General features: G+C 67.1%; 14 protein-coding genes and 2 pseudogenes. 12 read left to right on the top strand and 4 right to left on the bottom strand.

Annotated elements, in window-relative coordinates:
• Positions 1 to 32: 32 nt before the first annotated feature.
• Both P2L57_RS17345 and P2L57_RS17350 read left to right on the top strand, forming a co-directional pair.
• Positions 33 to 1,715: a YncE family protein gene (locus P2L57_RS17345; protein ID WP_275815397.1), complete on the top strand. Its 1,683-nt coding sequence runs from the start codon at positions 33 to 35 to the stop codon at positions 1,713 to 1,715.
• Positions 1,716 to 1,776: 61 nt separating this feature from the next.
• A complete protein-coding gene (locus P2L57_RS17350) occupies positions 1,777 to 3,009 on the top strand; it encodes a hypothetical protein (RefSeq protein WP_275815399.1) in 1,233 nt (410 codons plus the stop codon).
• A 162-nt stretch (positions 3,010 to 3,171) separates the two neighbouring features.
• Here P2L57_RS17350 and P2L57_RS17355 read toward each other — a convergent pair whose 3' ends face one another.
• On the bottom strand, positions 3,172 to 4,155 hold the full coding sequence (locus tag P2L57_RS17355; RefSeq protein ID WP_275815401.1) for an NAD(P)/FAD-dependent oxidoreductase: 984 nt from the start codon (positions 4,153 to 4,155) through the stop codon (positions 3,172 to 3,174).
• A 66-nt stretch (positions 4,156 to 4,221) separates the two neighbouring features.
• Here P2L57_RS17355 and P2L57_RS17360 point away from each other — a divergent pair, with 66 nt between their 5' ends.
• From P2L57_RS17360 to P2L57_RS17400, 8 genes and pseudogenes are all read left to right on the top strand, one after another.
• Positions 4,222 to 4,803, top strand: coding sequence for a helix-turn-helix domain-containing protein (locus tag P2L57_RS17360; protein WP_275815403.1), 582 nt, complete (start codon positions 4,222 to 4,224; stop codon positions 4,801 to 4,803).
• A gap of 180 nt (positions 4,804 to 4,983) precedes the next feature.
• The gene (locus tag P2L57_RS17365) at positions 4,984 to 5,796 is read left to right on the top strand and encodes a DUF1684 domain-containing protein (protein ID WP_275815405.1); all 813 of its coding nucleotides are present in this window, start codon (positions 4,984 to 4,986) and stop codon (positions 5,794 to 5,796) included.
• A 716-nt stretch (positions 5,797 to 6,512) separates the two neighbouring features.
• Positions 6,513 to 6,734, top strand: coding sequence for a hypothetical protein (locus P2L57_RS17370; protein WP_275815407.1), 222 nt, complete (start codon positions 6,513 to 6,515; stop codon positions 6,732 to 6,734).
• Between the two features lie 752 nt (positions 6,735 to 7,486).
• Positions 7,487 to 8,815, top strand: a complete 1,329-nt coding sequence (locus tag P2L57_RS17380) for a sensor histidine kinase (RefSeq protein ID WP_275815409.1) — start codon at positions 7,487 to 7,489, stop codon at positions 8,813 to 8,815.
• Positions 8,803 to 8,934: pseudogene (locus tag P2L57_RS17385) on the top strand (DNA-binding response regulator); the annotation flags it as partial. The gene P2L57_RS17380 and the pseudogene P2L57_RS17385, both read left to right, overlap by 13 nt.
• Positions 8,935 to 9,585: 651 nt before the next feature.
• Positions 9,586 to 10,806, top strand: a complete 1,221-nt coding sequence (locus P2L57_RS17390; RefSeq protein WP_275815411.1) for a hypothetical protein — start codon at positions 9,586 to 9,588, stop codon at positions 10,804 to 10,806.
• 152 nt (positions 10,807 to 10,958) lie between these two features.
• Positions 10,959 to 12,119 (top strand): RCC1 domain-containing protein, encoded by a 1,161-nt coding sequence (locus P2L57_RS17395; protein WP_275815413.1) that lies wholly within the window; start codon positions 10,959 to 10,961, stop codon positions 12,117 to 12,119.
• Positions 12,120 to 12,326: 207 nt separating this feature from the next.
• Positions 12,327 to 13,146 (top strand): annotated as a pseudogene (locus P2L57_RS17400) (integrase core domain-containing protein).
• A 273-nt stretch (positions 13,147 to 13,419) separates the two neighbouring features.
• Here the strand turns inward: P2L57_RS17400 and P2L57_RS17405 are convergent.
• Together P2L57_RS17405 and P2L57_RS40750 are read right to left on the bottom strand one after the other, a co-directional pair.
• A complete protein-coding gene (locus P2L57_RS17405) occupies positions 13,420 to 13,932 on the bottom strand; it encodes a choice-of-anchor C family protein (protein ID WP_275815414.1) in 513 nt (170 codons plus the stop codon).
• A gap of 303 nt (positions 13,933 to 14,235) precedes the next feature.
• The gene (locus P2L57_RS40750) at positions 14,236 to 14,430 is read right to left on the bottom strand and encodes an integrase core domain-containing protein (protein ID WP_372515736.1); all 195 of its coding nucleotides are present in this window, start codon (positions 14,428 to 14,430) and stop codon (positions 14,236 to 14,238) included.
• Between the two features lie 883 nt (positions 14,431 to 15,313).
• Here P2L57_RS40750 and P2L57_RS17415 point away from each other — a divergent pair.
• Both P2L57_RS17415 and P2L57_RS17420 read left to right on the top strand, forming a co-directional pair.
• On the top strand, positions 15,314 to 17,188 hold the full coding sequence (locus tag P2L57_RS17415) for an Ig-like domain repeat protein (protein ID WP_275815416.1): 1,875 nt from the start codon (positions 15,314 to 15,316) through the stop codon (positions 17,186 to 17,188).
• A gap of 411 nt (positions 17,189 to 17,599) precedes the next feature.
• Positions 17,600 to 17,914: a DUF3467 domain-containing protein gene (locus tag P2L57_RS17420; RefSeq protein WP_275815418.1), complete on the top strand. Its 315-nt coding sequence runs from the start codon at positions 17,600 to 17,602 to the stop codon at positions 17,912 to 17,914.
• A 76-nt stretch (positions 17,915 to 17,990) separates the two neighbouring features.
• Here the strand turns inward: P2L57_RS17420 and P2L57_RS17425 are convergent, their stop codons facing one another.
• Positions 17,991 to 18,596: a dTDP-4-dehydrorhamnose 3,5-epimerase family protein gene (locus tag P2L57_RS17425; protein WP_275815755.1), complete on the bottom strand. Its 606-nt coding sequence runs from the start codon at positions 18,594 to 18,596 to the stop codon at positions 17,991 to 17,993.
• Positions 18,597 to 18,598 lie beyond the last annotated feature (2 nt).

Genomic DNA, 18,598 nt, shown 5'->3' on the forward strand with positions numbered 1-18,598 from the left:
TGCTCCCTCCACACCAGAAGGACGACCATCAGATGACCAGCGGTCTCACCGCAGCCCTCACCCTGCCCGCCGTGAACGGCGCCAAGCCCACCTGCTACCTCTTCCAGGGCACGTGGGCAGCGCGGTACACCCAGGACGGCCAGGCCTGGACCTTTGACAGTCCGTTCGGGCTGCCGCAGCACGTCTGCACTCTCTGGCCGGGCCTCGCCGCGACCGTCGGGCATCACCCCTACGTCGGCGCGTTCACCGCCAAGAACGAGATCTACTTCCTCCGCCCCGATCACCTTGTCCGCTACAACATCGCCAAGGACAAGGTGGAGAGCGCCGACGACGCGAAACCGGGGAACACCTTCAAACTCGACCACCTGGGCGAGGAGTTCCTCAAGTCTCTCAGCGGGGCCATGGACACCCCCAAGGGCATCTACCTCTTCAGCGGCCCCAGGTGGGCGCTGTTCCAGCTCAACACGGGGGCGTTACGGAAGCAGGGCACCCTGTCCACCACGGTGCTCACCGGTGTCGACGGGGCCTGCTGGCTGCCCGGGGCCGACAGCGGCTACCTCTTCCGAGAAGACCGTTACTACACCTGCACCGCCGCCGACGACGGCACCCTGACCGCCGCCGCGGGCGGGGCGATCACCGACCTGTGGAAGGGAGCGCCGCTGCGGCGTCCCCTCGCCGACCTCTACGCGGCGGGCGACGAGGCGCGGCTGCCGGTGCGGTTCCGTACCGACCTCGACCTCAGCACCGACGCGGGGCCGTCCGTCCGCACCGTCAAGGCGGAGGGGACGGTCATCCAGGGCGACGGCCTCAAGACCGCCTACGGCCGCGCGTGTTGGTCCGTCTCTCCCGACGGCAAACACGCCTTCCTCACCAACCAGAGGAAGGTGGTCGTGGTGGACTTGGACAAGGTGGCCAGCGGAACCTCGGTGATCCGTGGCAAGGACGTCGACCAGGCGCTGTGGGACGCGGTCGTCACCGGTGACGGAAACCACCTGTGGGTGACCAACGCCGGTATGACCGACAGCCACGGCAAGACCCTGCACGACGTGGACGTCAGCGAGGGCGGCGCGGCGACGGACGTGTCCCACTACATCGGCGGCGCTGCCTATGGCCTCGCGTTGTCCGCCAAGGGCGACCGGGCCTTCGTCGGCGTCGAGCGGAATGCCGCCGACGCGGCGGTCGTGGTGGTGAACACCGGAAACGGTTCCACGATCAGCACCCTGCCGCTCAGCGATCCCGACGGTAAGGCGCCGCAGCCCATCGTGCGCAGGGTGGCCGTCACACCCGACGGCGGGACGGTCTTCGCCGCCCGGGGCGACGGATCCGTGGCGAAGCTCAAGGGGACCGAGCCACTCGTTCCCATCCCGCTGACCGATCTGACCATCCGCGACCTGGCGGTGTCGTCGGACGGACGCCAGCTGTGCGCCGTCGCGCCACATGACGACGGATCCGTCGCGATCGTGGACACCGAAACCAACGCGGTGCGCCGGGCCAAACTGCCGCATGACGCCATGGACCCGTGCGGCGTGGTGATCGACCCCAACGGCGGCTTCGCCTACGTGGCCGGATATATCCGCGACGCGGCCGACGACGCCAAGGGACGGGTCTGGGTGGTCGACCTCACGAGCGCCGAACTGGCCGCCACCGTCGAGGCCGACTGGGGTGCGGAGCGGACCCCGATCACCTACCTGGCACTGGGCTGGCGCTGGGCGTAGCTTCCACGGCCCTCCCCCGCGTCCTCGCCACCTCCCGTTCGCTCAGGAAGGCAGACCAAGGATGAACGACATCCCGGCGGCCGGCGGCGGCTCCGCACAGCCGCCCCTCTTCGACTACCAGTCACCCACCAAGCCGTCCCCGCTCGACGTTACGGTCGAGGGAGCCGAGGTGTCACGGGGGAAGCTGCGGATCACCGTCACCAACACGACCTCCACGACACACACGTGCGACACGTTGACGTTCGCCCTCGCCGTCGGCGGGGGCGCCGCCGCCTTCACCGCAGCCCACAAGGCCGCGGACATCCAAATCACCCATCCCAGCGGCTGGGCGCTGGAAACCGTCTCGGGCAGGACCGGGGTCTTCGAAGCCAGCCCCAACGACGAGGCAGCGGCGGACGTTCCGCGCAACACACCGCTGGAATTCGTCCTTTCCAACATCGCGGTCAACACGGCGCCGGGCACGGCCGAGTTGGTCGTCACCGAGAAGACCATCCAGGGCGGCACCAGGGTCGGCGAGACGAAGCTGTACTGCCCCAAGGCGACGGGCGGTCTGCGGTTGGCCGACTTCCGTCCGACGCTGCAGGTGATCCCGGCGGGCGATAAGGCCGAACTCACCTGGAAATTCACTCCGGTTGAGGGTGCCAAGGTCGATCTGCACTACTTCGACGCCGCGGAAGGCAAGGAGAAGAAGGTATCGGTCAGCGGCGACCGCAACCACCAGGTGAGGCTCTACGAGGACACCAGTTTCATGCTCCACGCCTACGTCGGACCCGAAGCGGCCCCGACCGTCAGCTACCAGCTGTACACGTTCGTCACCGTCTCCCTACCGTATCTGCGCACCAAGGATCTGACCGTGGTCGGTGCCGCCTCGCTCCTCGGACGCGCACGCCCGCACACGACCCGGCCAAGGCTCACCCCCGAGCCCTCCGTCACCACCGTCAACCTCAGCGCCTCGTACACCGCCGAGACCGACGGCCTGCTCACCGGGTCGGTGCGAACGTTCTTCGAGGGCACCAACGCCCAACTGGCCGTCACCGTGAAACCGCCGAACGCGACCGGCACCGAGCACACCGCGTACGTCTACTGCGCTGACGATGTCGACTCCAGGGTCTACGCACCGGGGCCGAACCTGGCCATGCCGGTACCGAAGGGAAGCACCGTCGACGTCGACTGGAAGCTGGTCAGGTCCGCGGAGTTCGACGACGCCCAGCACGCCGGTACCCATCTGTTCGCCACGACGATGGAGTGGCACCCCTGGGGTACGGGTAAGTTGGTGCCGATGACCACGGTGTGAACCAGCCGGTGCCCACAGGCCGCCACGATGGCCTCTACACGCTTCAGTTTGTGCCGGGACTTCGCCATCAGCATCAGCACCGACTTCGTCGCCCGCGACCGACGCCGGCGGCCGGCCCCCGCCGCGACGATTCCGCCGGGCGGGGGCGCTGCGTCACAGCGCTTACCGGGCCAGGACGGCGCGTTCGGCGTCGTCCGCGGTCAGGTCGGCGTTGAGCGCGGCGGCCGCCGTGACCCCGGACGCCGCGGACTGCATGACGCCGGCGGTCACGTCGAGCACGTTGCCGGCGACCCACACGCCGGGCACACCGGTGAAGCCGCTTGGGTCGGCCTCGACCTGGCGGCCGATGCCGAGCGGGTGCTCGACCACCTTCACGCCAAGGGGGTCGAGCAGCTCGTGCCGGGACTCGAACCGCGGGCCGATGACGATGACTTCGCGCGGTTGAACCTCCCCCGAGGCGAGCCGGACGCCGGCGACGCGGTCCTCGCTGACCTCGATCGCCTCCACCTCGCCGGGTACGACCGTGACGCCGCGGGCCGCGAGCCGAGCCAGTTGCTCTTCCGTGGGCTCGGGCGCGGTGTGCTGGAACAGCACCACGTCCTCGCTCCACTGGCGCCACATCAGTGCCTGCGTCGCCGCGCCGGGTCCGGTGCCGAGGACGGCGAGGGCGCGGTCGCGGTGCTCCCAGCCGAAGCAGTAGGGGCAGTGGACGACGTCGCGTCCCCACCGCTCGTGCAGGCCGGGGATGTGCGGGTACTGGTCCACCAGTCCGGTGGTCACGAGCACCCGCCGCGCCAGGTGGCAGGTGCCCTCCCGGGTGGTGAGGCGGAAGCGGCCGTCATCGAGCCGCATGATGATCTCGACGGTGCCCTCGACGATCCGCCCGCCGTAGCCGCGCACCTCCTGCCGCCCGAGCCTGAGCAGTTCCAGGGGAGGCGTGCCGTCGCGGGTCAGGTAGCCGTGCGAGTGAGCGGCCGGCGCGTTGCGCGGGTGGCCCGCGTCGACGACGAGGACCGAACGACGCGCGCGGCCAAGGGTCAAGGCGGCGCCGAGGCCGGCCAGGCCGCCGCCCACCACGACGACATCGGCACAGTCTCCGACGTCGCCTGATTCGGGTGCGGGTTCAGCTCGTTGTGGTGTGGTCATGTGCCAACTGTGCAGCGGCCTGGCCAGGTGGCGGAAAAAACTTTGCGGAAAGCGCAAGCTTGCTCCATGACCGACAACCTCAATGCCATCCTCGACGCGGTCGGGCCACGACTGCGCGCCATCCGCAAGCAGCGCGGATCCACGCTGGAACAGCTCGCGGAGCTGACGGGCATGTCCGTCAGCACGCTGTCCCGGATCGAGTCGGGCCAGCGGCGCCCGACACTGGAGGTCCTGCTTCCCCTCGCGCAGGCGTACCGCATGCCGCTCGACGAACTGGTCGGTGCCCCGGCAACAGGCGATCCGCGCATTCACCCGCAACCGGTGAACCGTGACGGCGTGGTGTGGGTGCCCCTCTCCCGCGACCCGGGCGGCCTCAGTGCGTTCAAACAGGTCCTGCCGGTGCCCGCACAGGTCCCCGAGCGGCTCGATCAGCAGGTACACGAGGGTTACGAGTGGCTCTACGTCCTCACCGGCAAGCTGCGGCTCGCTCTCGGAGAGAAGGATTTCCTCCTGGGTGCCGGTGAGGCCGCCGAGTTCGACACCCGGGTGCCGCACGCCATCGCGAACGCCGGCCGCCGGCCACTTGAGCTGCTCATCATCTTCGGGCAGCAAGGCGAGCGGATGCATCTCCGCGCCCGCACGAAGTGAAGCCGCTCTCCGACCAGCCGATGGCGGCCGCGCATGCCCTCGCATCGGGATGCGGCTCCGCACAAGCCACCGCCACGTGGCACTTTTGCGGTTCTCGCAAGTTCCTTTGCCCGTGTTGCCCGGCTCAGAGCACGGTTGGGTCCGTCGGAACCGGATCAACGAGAAAGCGAGTGCCGCACGATGGGATACAGCCGGGACATCACTGGTGAGCAATTCACGCGGGACTGGAAGGCGTGGCGGGCTGGTTGGGAGCAGTGGCTCGTCGCACCGCACGGCTGGCTGTCGGCGCGATCGCTGTGCTGGCTGGATGCCACTCCCCGCCGCTACCCGGGGCTGCCGGGCCTGTGGTCCCAGGACCACGGCGAGGTCGTCATCGACCCGGAAGGGGCGACGATGTCGTTCGGCGGCGCGAGCTTCGACACCGTGAGGCGGCTTTTGATGGTCGACGCTCCCGATGACCAGCGGGTGGCGGCAGGTGAGCTGGAGATCGGCATCACCTACCGCGAGACCTACATGATCGTGGTCTACGACCCGGACGCGCCGACGCGACTGCACTTTCGTGGGGTCCCCGTCTTCGAGCCGAACCCCGATTGGGTACTGACTGGCCACTACGAACCGTACGAGTCGTCCAGCCTGATCAAACTCGGCTCCGTCGATCCGGGGCTGAGCGAGCACACATACGACTCCCCCGGGCGCGTGCACTTCCAGCACGACCATCACACCTACAGCCTGCAGGTGCTGCGCTCCGGTGGGACGCTGAACACCGTGTTCGCTGACGGCACGAGTGGCGTCACCACCTATAGCGCGGGCCGCTCGCTGGTGATCTCCGATGTGGGCGAGGACGGACGGGTGCGCCTGGACTTCAATCGGGCGGTGAACCTGCCGTGCGCGTTCAGCGACAACTTCCCCATCTGCCCCGTCCCACCGCCGAGCAACCGACTGCCCTTCGCCATCGAGGCGGGAGAGCAGACACCACGAGAGAAGACCGGCTGACCGCCCGTAGCCTCCTGACCGATCACGGCGCATCCCGACCATGTGTGTGTCCGCAATAACGCGGGCCAGAACGGCGCCGCCAGCATGTTGTTCTCCCAGGTGCCGTACTGGGAGCCGTCGATCCCGGCGCGCGTTGTCCGGGTACCCAGAGCTCGCCTTCGCGGCCGTGGCGGTGAGCCGCTGCTTCAGTGCCGCGGTGAACGCCGATGCCGTGTTGGGCAGCCCGGCCTACTCTCAGTAGTCGGCGACCAACGGCTCGCACGCCTCCCAGGACAGCAACTGGTCGTGCCGGCTGGCGTACGACTCCGAGCCGATGACCGCCACGTCCCAGGCCGCAGCTCCTGGGTGAGGCAGACAAGGGGGCCTGCGACCGGAGCGCTGCCGCAACCGGCCAACTTGATGCAATTGTTTCATATGTGACGTGTCATCAAGCTGTAACAAGAAGGCATGAGGCGTTGAGGGCGCGACCCGCCAACTGCTTGACTGAGTTTCGGATCGAGCGGCCCGCGCTTGCTCATGACTGAGTTGCTGCTGCGTGAAGGGGCTCCATGGCGCACCTCGGAGGATTGCGCGCAGGGGCACTGAGATACCCTTCCGTCGCTCAACTTGGCTACCGCGAGAGCGTGGTCGCCCGGCCGGAATCTGGGTAATCCGCACGACTCCGGAGCCTGACATTATTTCAGCTCCCGGTTGTCTTTTCTACGTTGGGAGAGAGAATGCGTAACAAGCTGGCGAAGATAGCAGTTGTGATTGCGGGTGTCGCGTCGCTGTCCGGACTTGCTGCGGCGTCCGCGCAGGCTGCGCCGGCCGACCGTGTGGTGGGCTACTACCCGACTGACGACGCGTGCATCGCAGCGGGCTTTGCGCAGTTCGGGAACCAGTTCCACTGCGACAACATGACCCTCGATGGCTCGTGGGAACTCACCGTCAATTCGTGAGTCTTCCATGCCGACCAGTTGAGCCGACACCGGCAGGGGACTCGGCAGAATCGTCTGCGGGGAGCTGTGGGATTTCGTAGTGTCCCCCGGATCATTCGGTGCGCCCGGCCTCAGCGGCTGACTGCCATGAGTAACGGTCGGACTTGTCGCACCTTTGGGCGGCGTGGAAACCACGCATGGCTGTTCACTCGCCGTGCCCTCTCCGCCGCCCCTTGTGCAGCGTCAGGGGCGGTAGCGCCAGGGGCGGGAGAGCCATGGGCGGGAGAGCTATGCCCGTCCGCTTGCGTGAATCAGGCGGACCGATCGCATACCCCGCGATAGTCCTAAACCTCGCGCCTTCATGAGGCGGCCTGTTCCGACAGGTGGACTGACAGACCGTGACCGCATTGCCGTGCGACTGCGAGCCGACCGGCTACTGGTGGAGGGCGACTCCAGCACGACGATCAGTGACACCCTCGGCCTGCGCGCGGTCTGGCGCCGCGGCATCCACACCGCACTCTCGCCTGAACCGCATGTCACTGACCGGCCAGCCGCTGCCCGCCACGTTCTTCGTGGCGGGCAGCCGAGGCAGCGCACCGATTGCGGACCGGGAACGTCTCCGACGGTGCCGGGGCTGGGCACCACGGCCGTACCTGCTCGGCCTCGCCGTGCCCAGGGGCAGCCGCCAGCCCGACTGACCGGCTGATTCCGGAAGCGCCGTCGTGACCGAACAGCACTTGGCATTAGGCTCGTTGAGGTTCAAGGAGCGAATGATGCCGACCCAGCAGGATGAACGGCCCGGGGCCGCAGCGACCGATGTGGGCATGCTCGGTGCGGGTGAAACGGACCGGAGGAAAGACGGCGAGTCAGGTACCGGGATCCGGGGCCTCGTCGTCCGGGCCGTCGGCGATGCCCCGGTGGCGTTGGAGCAGCTCGCCGGCGGGCTCGGTAACGCGCTGCTGGCGCTGTTCGTCCTGGTCTGGCTAGCCGTCGTCGCGGTGGCGTCCCTGGCCGGGGTCGGGAGGTTCCTGGCGCCGTCCGTGCTGCGCGCCCTGCACGGCGTCGCTCAACGCGAACGCGACCGGCTGAGCCGGTGGGATCCGGAGTTGGTCTGCCCAGGGCCTGCACCGACCCGGCTGCGGTCGGCCGTAGCGGACTCCACCACCCGCCGGGAGCTGCGCTGGCTGGTCGTTCATGCCACGCTGGGGCTGCTCGTGGACCTGGTCGGCGTCCTCCTCCCGATCTGCGCCGTCCGCGACACCACCTACCCGCTGTGGTGGCGCCTGTCGCCGGGCGGGGCCAGTACGTCGGTGGGATTGGGAACCACGCACAACTGGTTCGACGCCGTCGCCGTCTCCCTGCTGGGCCTGGGGTGGATCGCCGTCATCGTGGGGCTCGTCCCGGTGGCCCGGTTGCAGGCGCAGCGGACCCGCCGTCTGTTGTCGGCTGACCCGGACACGGACTTGTCCTTGCGGATTGCGGAGCTGACCGCTACCCGGGCGGCTGCGTTGGACGCCCATGCCGCCGAACTGCACCGTATTGAACGGTCGTTGCACGATGGGTCGCAGAACCGCCTGGTCACCGTAGCGGTTCTGCTCGGGGCGGCCCGCCGGATGGTGGCCCGAGATCCATCCGGGGCGGAGGAGTTGTTGGAGCGTGCACAGAGCGCGGCCGAGCAGGCGTTGGCTGAACTGCGCACGGTGGTCCGCAGTATCCTCCCGCCGGTGCTGGCGGACCGGGGACTGCAAGGGGCGCTGGCGGGGCTGGCTGCCTCGTGTCCGGTGCCGTGCCGGATCGATGTGGACGTCCCTCAGCGGTGCGCCGCCTCGGTGGAGGCGACCGCCTACTTCGTGGTGGCGGAGGCGTTGACCAACGTTGCCAAGCACAGTGACGCCGGGCAGGTGGTGGTCACCCTGCGCGGTGGTGGGGACCGGTTGCGTCTGTGCGTGACGGACGACGGTCGTGGTGGTGCGGATGAGCAAGGCAGGTCCGGCTTGGCCGGTATCCGCCGGCGGATTTCGGCGCACGACGGCACGCTCACCGTGGTCAGCCCGCCCGGTGGCCCGACCACTCTTGAGGTGGAACTGCCATGCGGATCGTGATTGCCGAGGATGACCCGCTGCTGCGGGAAGGAGTAGTGCTGCTGTTGTGCGCAGAGTCGTTGGGCGTGGTGGCCGCCGCCGGCACCCCGGACGCGGCGTTGGAGGCCATTGACCTTCACACCGGCGCCTTGGAGCCAAGTTCCAAAGCGGCAACGCACTTGGACGCCGCACGGCATGATCTGCTGGCCTTCACGGCCTATCCGCACGAGATCACGCCACCGGACGTGACCGCACCGCAGTGAGACAGTCCCTCCTACATGGAACTCCTTCTTGCGTTCAGGACACACGAACCGCCGGAATGGCCGGGTCAGGCGCTATGGCTGTGTGATCAGTGAGCATTTCCGCGCTCTTCGGGATCGTTTCCCAGTCGCCTGGCGCTGGACATGACGCCGACAGGGCAGGGGAGAACCGGCACCGCGCGAGTACCGCTGTGGACAGGCGGTGGTACGGGTGGCGAACGGTTCCCGGTGATGCTCACCGGGTGTGGTCGGGGTGATCCCGCGTCACTCGTTCGGGCGCTCTGCCGCCCGGAGCGCGCTGCCTAGCTTGGGGTGGAGTGACCACTGCGGCTGAAGGCGGTAGACATGGCGAAAGTTTCCTGCCGGCTGATCCGACGCGTGGCGGTACTGATGGCCGCCATGCGCGCACGACCGGCCCTTCCTCCCTCCCCTCCGGCACAGCGGCTCCCCGGCCCGCGCCCCCGCGCGTGGCTGGTGGCGTTACTGGCATTAGTGGCCTGAGGACTTCCGTTGGCCGTCGGCTCTCCGGCGATGGCCACGGAGCTTCCCGGGCCGATCAACACCGGGGTCGACGGGTTCATCCCGATCCTTTACACCCCCTCCGGGCACACCGTCCCGCAGGTGTGGCAGATCGCCCACCACTCCTGGCAGCCGACCGCCAGCCCGAAGGTGACCTGCGTGGATCTGGCTACCAGCACACCGTGCACCACCCCCTCCGGCGGGTCGACGACCTGGCCCAAGCCGTTGAACACGGCCGCGGGCCCGCTGGGCAGTGGGTCCACCGGCGATATCTCCACAACCAGGGAACCGCTGTTCGTCGTCAGCGGCGGGATCCTGTACTACCCGGCGGTGACCCGGACGGCGCTGTCGGGGTTCCCCGACGGCTCGGTCGGCGTGGGCTGCGTCAACCTGGCCACCCAGGCCGACTGCGCGTACGTCCCCCTGCAAGGACTGACCAACACCCCCGGCGGCACCAACGTCAACGGACTGACCGGGTTCGTACAGTCCGGCACCAAGCTCTACGGCGTCTCCACCACCGGGCAGGTGCCCTGCTTCGACACCTCGACGACCAGCGCCTGCGCCGGGCAGCCCTACACCGGGAACGTTCCGCCCAACCCCAACTCCGCCGCGGCCGGGGCCGGACTCCAGGACTACTTCGGGTCAATGGCCCTGATCAGCGGAAAGCTCTACATCAGCGCGACGAATCCGCCGTCGTTGACTGGCTTCGACCCCTCGTCCAACGCCGCGTGCACCGGCTGGACACCGCAGCCGGTCGGCAACGCCAACTCGATCTTCACCGACGGCGTCTACGCCGACTACAACAGCAGCGGAACCGCCGCCGGGGTGTGCGTCAGCGTGGGCAACCTCAACACCTCCACCAACGTCGTCATCAACTGCTTCAACCTCAGCGGCAGCCCGACCGGCGTGCCTGCGTTCCTGCGCAGCATCTACCCGACCGGGCACGCCATCAGCCTGACCATGAACCCGTTGACCATCACGGTGGGCGGCCATCTGCGCTCGTACTTCCCATTCGGCACCTCGGACCAGGGCTATACCGGCCAGGTCCTGTGCTTTGACTGGACCGCGCAGAGCCGGTGCACCGGGTTCCCCTACCCCGACCCGCACGCGGGGGTCAACAGCGGCAAGACCTTCGATTACGGCTATGGCTACGACGGCACCTGTCTGTTCGGTGTCGGCGACTCCGGATGGCTTTTCAGCCTTGACCCGACCACCGGCTCCACCCCCTGCTGACCAACCGGGCAGCAGGCCCCCGCGATCCCAATGCCGAACCTGGCTTGAGGAGGATGAGCATGTTACGGAGACTCAATCGCACACAACACGGGCGGGCGGCGGCCCATCGCAACCCCCGGCCGACTGTGGGGAGATCGCGCCGACGGCGCGCGGTGGCCGTCCTCGCCGCGGTCGCGGCGGCGATCACCACGACCGTGATCACGGCGGCTCCGGCCTCGGCGGCCACTACCGCCACCGCCGTTGCCGGCGGGGCATACCACAGTCTGGTGCTGACCTCCACCGGGTCGGTGCTGGGCTTCGGGCAGAACTCCAACGGCCAGTTGGGAGACGGCACCACCACCGACCGGCACACCCCGGTGACCATGTCGCTGCCCAGCGGCACCACTGCCAAGGCCGTCTGCGCTGGCAACTCCTTCAGCCTGGTGCTGACCTCCAGCGGGTCGCTTCTGGCCACCGGATGGAACGCGTATGGCCAGTTGGGCAACGGCACCACCACCGACAGCACCACCCCTGTCTCCGTGTCCCTGCCGTCCGGCACCACCGTCCCCGCGATCGCCTGCGGCGCGTACCACAGCCTGGCGTTGACCTCGTCGGGGACAGTGCTGGCCTGGGGCTCCAACAGCAACGGCCAGTTGGGAGACGGCACCATCACCAACCGGACCACGCCGGTGACAGTATCGCTGCCGTCCGGCACCACCGCCACGGCCGTGGGCGCGGGCGCCGACTTCAGCTACGCGGTGACCTCCAGCGGGTCGGCGCTGGCCTGGGGCGATGACTTCATCAGCCAGTTGGGAGACGGCGGTACCACCGACCAGCACACCCCTGTCTCCGTGTCCCTGCCGTCCGGCACCACCGTCAAGTCCATGGCCGGAGGCGACTACCACGGCCTGGCGGTGACCGGCACCAACTCGGCGGAAGCCTGGGGCTACAACGGCAACGGCCAGCTGGGGAACGGAACCACCACGGACAGCACCACCCCCACCGCGGTATCACTGCCCAGCGGCACTACCGCGACCGCGGTCTCCGCCGGGAGCGCCTACAGCCTCTCCCTGACCTCCGCAGGGTCAGTGCTCTCCTGGGGCTGGAACTACTACGGCCAGTTGGGCAACGGCACCACCACCGACAGCACCACCCCGGTAACCGTCTCCCTGCCGTCCGGCACCACCGCCACGGCCATCTCCGCCGGCAACTACCACGGCCTGGCCGTGACCAACTCCGGCTCCGTGCTGGCCTGGGGCTACAACACCTACGGCCAGTTGGGCAACGGCACCACCACCGACAGCACCACCCCGGTAACGGTATCCCTCCCGTGACCGCTCCCACGCCGCCGCGGCGCTAGGTGTTCTCCCCACGGCACCCGCACCGTGATCCACAACTGAACGAGAAAGAGCCCTTCCGGCGCCCCGCGGCCGCCGGAAGGGCTCAGTTGCACGCGTACATCACGAACATCGAAACGAGCGGCACCTCGCCCCACCGAAACCCGGCGACTGGCCTGCCTGGGCGTGACGAAGGCGTTCGCGATGCTGCGGTTACTGCCGATGAGCGAGCGGGAAAAGGGCGTGGAGATTCTGGCGCTGCGCCATCAGATCACGGTGCTGGAACGGCAGCTGAGCGGGCAGCGGGTACGGTTCAGCGCGGACGACCGGGCGTTCCTTGGCGGCGCTGCTGCACCAGTTGCCAACGCAGGCGCTACGCCGGATGCGCTTGCTGGTACGGCCGGACACGGTGCTGCGCTGGCACCGCGACGTGGTCGCCCGCCGTCACGCCGCCCAGTCCCGACCCAAACGCGGAGGCCGGCCCCGCACCGTGCACTCGATCCGAGCCCCGGTACTGCGCCTGGCGAGAGAGAACCCGAACTGGGGCTACCGGCGCCTGCACGGCGAACTCCTCGTCCTCGGCGTAAAGGTGGCAACGCCCACGGTCTGGGAAATCCTGAAGGAGGCCGGGATCCCGCCAGCGCCCGAGCGGGCATCCAGCACCTGGGCCGACTTCCTGCGCTCGCAAGCCGATGCGCTTCTCGCATGTGACTTCTTCGAGACGGTCACCTTGTCCGGGGTCCGGGTACCCCGCATGAACTCAATCATGGAAAGGTGGGTGCAAACCTGCCGACGCGAACTGCTGGACCGCACGCTGATCGGGAACCAGCGGCACCTGCTCCATGCCTTGCGCGAGTTCGAGTACTTCTACAACCAGCACAGGCCCAATCAAGGCATCGCCAACGCCCGCCCAATGCACCCACTCCCCCAACCGATCACCGATCTCGAGAAGATGAACCATCTCGGCATACGAAGGCTTGAGCGTCTGGGCGAACTCCTCCACAAGTACCAACATGCGGCCTGACCTCGGTGGATGCGGTTCTCGGCAAGGGCAGGGCCGGCTACCAGGTCGCGGAAGAGGTCGAGGAGTCGGCCCGCCTGGCGGGGGCGGACTTCCGTGGTTTCGCCGTAGCGGCCCGTGCAGTCCGCGGCCCTGCGCCGGGTCGGCGCCACCGATGCCGTCGTCGGTCACGTCCCAGCGCCAGCCCCGCGCCAAGCTGGCTGACGGTCCGCCAGAGCCGGTTGGTCCGATCGTGATTGGCGGCGTTGGTGATCAGCTCGCATGCAGCGACCCTGCTCAGGGGCCACAGGGGACGGCCGGTTGACCGCAGACGGTGACGTTGTCGATGACGGGTCCGCATTCGGTGTTGGGCGTGGTACTGGCGAACGTCAGCGTCGTGGAGGTGTTCACGGCCACGAAGGACACCTGCCGGGCCACATAGCCCATGTTCGTCGTGGTCTTGCCGGTGATGTCGAAGGAGAAGTCCTGAAAGTCCTGTCCGTCGATGAGGACTTTGCCGGTCCTGACAGTCGGGGTGGCGCATACGGGATTGCCGGCGAGAGCGTACGTTACGACGTACGTGGTGCCCGGGGTCGTGGTGAAAGTCTGGGACACCGCCCCCGGGCTATGCCCGTTGAGGTCCAAGGACTGGGTCCCCTGGGCCGGCTGAAAGTAGCTGGAGCCGACCAGGTCAACGGTCCCGCTGGTGACCGTCCACGGCCCGATGGCCTCGCCGGTCGTGAAGTCCTGTAAGACGACACCCGGTGGCAGGACGGGTGTTTCGAAGCTGCCGTCGCTGAAACCTGCCATGATTTTTCCCCTTTCTGGAGACAGGAAAGGACTTACGTGCCTGTCACGATAGGAAGTGGCCAAAGAGAAGGGGGTAGCCCGAACGGGTGACCGGGGGTATACGGGGAACAGCCGATGGCCAGCCGCGCCTGGTGCATGCACCAGGCGTACGCGGGTCCCGCACTCAGTGGTTCTCCCTGAATGGCCGCAACGGATTCCACCGGCCCCACCAGATAGTGGGACCGGGCTGGTTGGACGGCCGAGACACAAGCGCAGCTGGCCAAATGAGCGCCCCCGAGTCTGGTGGAGTCCGCGATCGTGTGATCAAGCAGTCAGCGTGGGCCGTTCCAGACTCTCAGGTACGTCTTGCTCGTACTCGTCAGGCGGAACGCAGTCCAGGGCGGAGTGGAACCGTTCCCGGTTGTACCACGTCACCCGGGCGAAGACCGCCCGCTCGACCTGGTCGAGGTCTCGCCACGGCCCCTGATGTTCAATCAACTCCGCCTTGAAGGTACCCATGGCGTGATCGTACGAGTCGGCGACCGAGCCGACCGACGCCGAGGCACCGACCTCGGCCAGACGATCGGTACAGCGGGTCGACACGTACTGTGATCCCCGGACGCTATGGCTTCGCATTGCTCAGTGCAATCCATGCGCTGGGCCAGCCCGTCTGGCTGCGTGAGCTGCCCACGGTGCAGACTCTGCGCACCGTGCTGCTGCAGAACCACACGCGCACCACTGCGAGGAACTGGCGGGAGGTGGTCAAGCGGCGGCAGGGAAGACATTCACCAATCCCAGCAATGGCGCGGCGTGCTCCCCGATGAGCACTACCCGCACTCCGGCTGCACCACGCCCGCTACCGCGGCCTGGCAAAACCCACCTCGAACAAACCTACTCCGCCGCTGCCCTCAACCTCATCCGACTCGATGCCTGGTGGAACGGACACCCCCTTGACCGCACCCGAACACCTACCTCGCCCGACTCGAACTGAGCCTGACCGCTTGATCAACCCAATGACCACCAGGGTCGGGCACTGTCCCGCGGGAAATCTCCGGTTCGAGGGGCACGGAAAACTGTTCCCTCCGGACGGAGTCCCTGACGCGAAACAAGTAAGGCAGTATTATCATTAGCCCCTTTGGATGATTGTCGGCCCTTCAAGCTGTTCGTATTTCGCTGATGGTGGGTTTACTTGTCCCATCGAGCCCCGGCGAGTAGCCCATCCCGTCCCGGGGACTGGTAATCGCCGACTGGCTGCCAGCGGCCAGCGGTACAACTGATGGGCGCTCCCTGGTGGCTAGCAAGTGCCCCCCTCGTCTCTGCTACGGGCACGCTGGCTGGGGACAGGACAGCTCGTGGCCGGGCCCATCCGCTTCAGACGGACCTAGATCACTAAGGGCACACCATGGCCAACGCTGTTCAGTCGACCTGGCGTCAGCTCCTCGGGCTTCGCTGGGATGGAAGTGGTTCTGTCCACGCCGCAGCCTCGACAGATCCAATCGTGCCGGTGGGTAGTATGCCGACGGGAGTGGTGATCACTCCAAGTGGCACCAGCGCTTACGTGCTGAACGAGGGCGACAACACCGTCAGCGTCATCACTACCGCGAGCAACACCGTCCTCACCACCATCCCCGTGGGGTCGTCTCCGTTCGGGGCGGCGTTGACACCGGACGGTGCGCGTGTCTACGTGACCAACGCCGGCGACAACACGGTGAGCGTCATCACTACCGCGAGCAACACCGTCCTCACCACCATCCCTGTGGGCACAGGCCCCTTGGGAGTTGCCGTCAGCCCCAACGGCCAATACGTCTATGTGGCCAACAACACTGATGGCACGGTGAGCGTCATCACTACCGCGAGCAACACCGTCCTCACCACCATCCCTGTGGGCACAGGCCCCTTGGGGGTGGCCGCAGCCAACACTCCCGACGGCAATAACGTCTATGTGACCAACAACGTGGACAACACCGTCAGAGTGATCAGCACCGCGAGCAACACCCCGATCACCACCATCCCGGTAGGCACGGGACCCACGGGGGTAGCGTTCACCCCCAACGGTCAGCGCGCCTATGTCGTCAACAACGGCGACAGCACGGTCAGCGTCGTCACCACTGCCAACAACACTCCCATCGCAACCATCGCGGTGGGCCCATCTCCTGTCGGGGTAGGGATCTCACCCGACGGCCGCCATGCCTATGTCGTCAACAACGGCAACGGCACGGTCAGCGTCATCTCCACGGTGACTAATGCCGTCACCTTGACCATCCCCGTGGGCACGCAGCCTTTGTACGCAGCGGTCACGCCCGACGGCACGGCTCTGTACGTCACCAACAATGGTGACAACACCGTGACCGTCACCGCGACCGTCCCCTTCGCCACCGCGACGACGCTGGCCACGGCTCCCGACCCATCGGTGTTCGGACAGGTCAAGATCCTTACCGCCAACGTAAGTTCGCCAGCAGGCATCCCGACAGGGACCGCCAGCTTCTTCGACGGCACGACCCTCGTGGGCACCGCCACCCTCAACCCCACCGGCACGGCCACCTTGACCACCGGCGCCCTGTCGGCGGGACCTCACCCGATGACCGCCGTCTACAACGGAGACAGCAACTTCAGCAGTTCCACATCACCGGTCGATATGCAGACCGTCAGCAAAGCCGGCACCACCACCACGATCGCCTCGGCTCCGAACCCCTCGAAGGTCGGCCAGACCGTCCTGCTGACGGCGACTGTCACGGCGACGCCTCCAGGAGGCGGCACGCCGACCGGAATGATCAGCTTCCTCGATGGCAGCATGCCTCTCGGCACCAGCACCATGGACAACACCGGCGTGGCCACCTTGGCGGTCTCGACCTTCCCCGCAGGTTCCCACGCACTCACGGCCGCTTACGGCGGAGACAGCAACTTCAACGGCTCTTCCGGAAGTCTCAGCCAAACCGTCAACAGCGCCCTGACCACGTTGACCGCGACCCCGGCCTCCGTCCTCTTCGACATCTTCCACGTCCAGTTCTACATCCCCACGCTCGGCGCCACCCTCACCGACTCAAACGGCGCGGGCATCCCTGGTCGCCTCATCACCTTCAGCGTCTTACCCCTCACCGGCCCCATCACCCTGGGCACCGCCGTCACGGACGCCCACGGCACAGCAACTCTCTCCAACGTCATCGTCCCCCCGACGCTGATCACCACCAACCAATACATCGCTGCGTTCGCCGGAGACGCGACTCTGAGCCCGGCTATCACGACCGCTTCACTGGGCTTCGACCTCTTCCCCTCATGACCGCGCCAAGGTACGAACGACCTTCAGTAGCCAACGGGACTGTGCGGTGCCCTGCGCGCAGAGCGAGGCCCTGGCATCGTCTATGACCGCGTGCGCAACCGTTCAGTCGAGCCGGGCAGCCAGCCCGCTCGGGGGCTTGTTCTGGCCTTTCCGCCGCTGCCCGGGTCATCCGGGGAACAGCGCGCCACGGCCTGTCTTCTGGCAAGCGTCTCCGGACGCCATCGAATGCGCGCGAGTCGGACCCAATCAGCCGTTTCCGCCTCGGCCAACTCGCGCTGCACGGTGTCGTCCTCAGATGGCTCGGGCCTCCCGGCTGGCGCCTCTCGGGTTACTTCCGCGGGCCGACCCAGCACCTTTTGGAGTCCAACTGTAATGACCGACACGGAACTACGGACTCCCTAAGGTGCTGCCATGGCCGAACCATCGCATGAATCCTCGTCCCAGCGAGTCGAGTTCGAAATCCCAGTCGAGGCGGAAGCCGGAACCTACGCCGATATCGTGGCAGTTTGGCATACGCCGGATATTTTTGTGCTGGACTTTGCAGCGATCCGACGCGCGCCAACGCATAGGCAGGACCCCGACACTGACCTGCAAGTCACACTCTTTCCCGTGAAGCTCGTCTCTCGAGTGAGAGTGCCACCGTCCCAGGTCTTTGAGATCATGAAAGCGCTCTCACAGCATCTCGCTCAATGGGAGGCCGAGATGGGTCAGACAGAGCCGGAATGAGGGAGGTCCGTTGGATTTCCTTATGGCGCTATTTCTAGCGCATGGCTGTTAATTCGTCCTGCAACCAAGGCAGATTTCAGGCGGAACCAGTCGACAGGGACTTCGTGAAGGCACGGCAGGCGGCGTAGTCCGGTAGCAGACCGCCGGAGCGGGCTTCGCCCAGCAAAGGTGCGGCCTGATCACGGGGGGAGAAGTGCAGTTCTCCTCCAGGCCAGTGCACTGCGAGTTCTGGGTCGAGTGGGTGAATAGAGCGTTCACCTGTCGGGTTGTAGGTCTGCGAGCACAGGTAGGAGAGGGTTGCGCGGTCAGTGAGTGCGCAGACGCCATGCCCCATCCCCTCGGAGATGTACAAGGCCTTGCGATTGGCATCATCCAGCCGGACCGATTCCCAGCGTCCGTACGTTGGCGATCCCACCCGAAGATCAGCCACCACATCGAGCACCGCACCATGCACACACGTCACGTACTTCGCCTGGCCGGGCGGTACATCGGCGAAGTGGATTCCTCGTACCACACCACGACGGGATACCGACATACTCGCCTGAGCCAGTCTCAGCGGATGGCCAACCTTCTCGGCGAGCCGGTCAAAGCGATACCACTCCAGAAACAGCCCACGTGAATCCCTGTGCTGCTCCGGCGTGACTTCCCAAGCGCCTTCGATACCCAACTGGTGGAGCCTCAACG

Origin of the sequence: Streptantibioticus ferralitis (assembly GCF_029223525.1) — a bacterium.
Lineage (GTDB): Bacteria > Actinomycetota > Actinomycetes > Streptomycetales > Streptomycetaceae > Streptantibioticus_A > Streptantibioticus_A ferralitis.